We start from the raw sequence: 2,683 nt of genomic DNA on the forward strand, positions 1-2,683 counted from the left end.
TCAACGCGGCCATCGCCAAGCGCGCCGCCGACCACGGCTTCACCTTCGCCCCGGTCGTCGGGGCCTTCACCGGCCACGAGATCTGCTCCGGCGACGCGTGGCTGCACAGCGTCAACTGGACCAACATCGGCGAGTCGTACCACCCCACCGCCACCGGACAGTCCAGTGGCTACCTGCCCGTGTTCAGCGGCAAGGCCTAGCGCGAGGCCTGAGGGCTGACCGCCGCCCTCCCCGCCGGCGTCGACCCCGCTGTCGGCGCCGGCGTCCCCGCGGGTGAGCCCGAGGGGAGCGTGGGAGCGGGGGAGGAGGCCCCGCCCGTCGGGGTCTCCTTCTCGCAGGCCACGGAGAACTCCAGCCAGGCGGAGGTCTTCAGCTGCGGAGCGCGCACCTCCAGCCGTACCGCGTCCTGTACGGTCCCGCCCGCCTTCCCCACGGGTTCGTCGTGGTTCAGCTGACGGGTCCGCGCCCCGCCCGCCTCGTACGTGATGCTCTGCCACGGCTCCGCGGACGTGGAGCCGTCGAGCCTGGCCCAGCGGTACTCCACCACCGCGGGCGTCACGGCCACCTCGATGGTGGCGGTGAACGAGGGCGCGCCCGTAGCCGGCGGCGGGCAGCTGCCGGCGTAGGCGGCGCGCAGCGTGTGCACGTACAGGGTGACGTTCTGCGCGGGTCCCGTGGTCGCCGAAGGCGACGGGGAAACGGACGGGGAAGACGGCGCCGGCGCGGACTCCGGGGGCCCCGCCGTCGCGCCCGAGCCCCCGGCCGGCCCGCCGGCCCCCTTCCCGCCCCCGGTGTCGCGCAGCAGCAGCCACACCAGCAGGGCCAGCACCGCCAGCAGCGCCACGACCCCGACGGTCAGCACCACCCCGGCCCCGCTCCGCCCCTGCGGCTGCGCGGGAAGGGGCGCCGCCGTCAACGGCGGGGCGGCGTAACCCCCCTCGCGCTCGCCCTCGTAGGGCCCCGCCACCACCGCGGTCGGCGCCCCCGGATCCCACCGCGGCCCGCCCGGGTCCCGTACGGCGCCCCCCGCGCCGATGATCCGCAGCATCCGGGCGGCCTCCGCCGCGGGCAGCCGAGCCGCCGGGTCCTTGCGCAGCAGCCCCTCCAGCAGCGGCTCCAGCGGCCCGGCCCGCCGCGGCGGGGGCGGGTCCGCGTCCACCACGGCCTCCAGCGTGGCCAGCGGGGTGTCCCGCAGGAAGGGCGAGACCCCCTCCACGGCCGCGTACAGCATCACCCCGAGCGACCACAGGTCCGACTCCGGACCCGGCTCGCGTCCCAACGCCCGTTCCGGAGCGAGGTATTCGGGGGACCCCATGACCTCGCCCGTCATCGTGAGCGGCGAGGTGCCCGTCAGGCTCGCGATCCCGAAGTCGCTCAGCACCACCCGCCCGTCGTTGCCGACCAGCACGTTGGCCGGCTTCACGTCCCGGTGCAGCACCCCCGCCTCGTGCGCCGATCGCAGCGCCGCCAGCACCTGTTCACCCAGGTGCGCCGTCCGCTGCGGGGTCATCGGCCCCTCGCCCGCCAGCACCTCCGCCAGGGAGAGGCCGCGCACCAGCTCCATCACGATCCAGGGCCGGCCCTCCTCGGTGGCCACGTCGTAGACCGTGACCACCCCGCGGTGCGAGACCCGGGCCGCGGCCCAGGCCTCCCGCTCCAGCCGCCGGTAGAGCCGCCCGACCTCGGCCGCGTCCAGTCCGGCGGGCGCGCGCACCTCCTTGACCGCGACCTCCCGGGCCAGCACCTCGTCGCGGGCCCGCCACACCACGCCCATGCCGCCGCGGCCCAGGGGGCCGAGCAGCCGGTACCGTCCGGCGATGACACGCCCGGACTCCACGCCTTCGTCCGCACTCACGCGATCCCCCCTGCGTCATCGGGTGATCACTCCAAGTTAGCGCAGCGGGGCTCCGGTGGCCCCTGTCGTGACGACACTCCCTGCGGCCCTCACCGAGCGTGTTCCCAAGTGCCGTATTTCGTACGGAGAGTGACGGACGACTCCGCTGAGTAATCGTCAACTACCCGTACTCACAGGGGTAATTCACACCACCGGGATACCCGAGGACATTGTGCAGGCGATAGGGTTACCCTGCCCGGGCCGGGTGCCCTCGTACGGGTGGGGAGAGACATGGAACAGATAGCAATGCGCAGCAGGCCGCCCCGCGTGCCTGCCATCACCTGCGGGAGCAGCGCGACCAGCTCGCGCCTCGACCGCCACCTCGCCGTGCTGGGCGGACCCGCCGCCCCGCGCCACGAAGTGGCCGAGGCGACCCTGCTGATGCGCGAGCTCACCTCGCGCGACCACACCCACGTCCAGCGGAGCCGGAGCGCGCGCGTCGCGCTGTTCGCACCGCTGCGCAGGCTGCGGCGCACCCTCTTCGGCAGCCGTCGCGCGTAACCGTCCCCCGCGACCGTCCCCGTAGCGCAGCCGGCCCCGTCCGGCTGCACCCCGGCCCCGTCCCCCTCACCCGGCGTCCTCCGGCGTACCCTGCGCCGGACGGCCCGGCGCCCCGGCCTCAGGCGACCACACCGTCCCCGCGCAGTTCGGCGATCCGCGCGTCCGTCATCCCCAGGGCGCGCAGCAGGGCGTCGGTGTGCTCGCCGAGTGCGGGCACCGCTCCCATCCGCGCCTCGGCGCCGCCCGGCAGCCCGATCGGCGGCAGGAGCGCCCGCAGCCGGCCGGCCG

2 protein-coding genes and 2 pseudogenes are annotated in these 2,683 nt (G+C 75.4%); 2 read left to right on the forward strand and 2 right to left on the reverse strand.

The features are described 5' to 3' along the window. Positions 1-200 (forward strand): annotated as a pseudogene (locus VR44_RS32345) (lipase); the annotation flags it as partial. Here VR44_RS32345 and VR44_RS32350 read toward each other — a convergent pair. Then, positions 197-1,774 carry a protein kinase domain-containing protein gene (locus VR44_RS32350; protein ID WP_425424555.1) on the reverse strand — a complete coding sequence of 526 codons (1,578 nt, stop codon included), beginning with the start codon at positions 1,772-1,774 and terminating at the stop codon, positions 197-199. The pseudogene VR44_RS32345 and the gene VR44_RS32350 overlap by 4 nt on opposite strands. A 351-nt stretch (positions 1,775-2,125) precedes the next feature. Here VR44_RS32350 and VR44_RS32355 point away from each other — a divergent pair, with 351 nt between their 5' ends. Further along, positions 2,126-2,395 (forward strand): hypothetical protein, encoded by a 270-nt coding sequence (locus VR44_RS32355; protein ID WP_045951195.1) that lies wholly within the window; start codon positions 2,126-2,128, stop codon positions 2,393-2,395. Between the two features lie 118 nt (positions 2,396-2,513). Here VR44_RS32355 and VR44_RS47820 read toward each other — a convergent pair. Beyond that, positions 2,514-2,683 (reverse strand): annotated as a pseudogene (locus VR44_RS47820) (CoA transferase); the annotation flags it as partial.

Source organism: Streptomyces katrae, assembly GCF_000966975.1.
In the GTDB taxonomy this organism is placed as follows: domain Bacteria; phylum Actinomycetota; class Actinomycetes; order Streptomycetales; family Streptomycetaceae; genus Streptomyces; species Streptomyces katrae.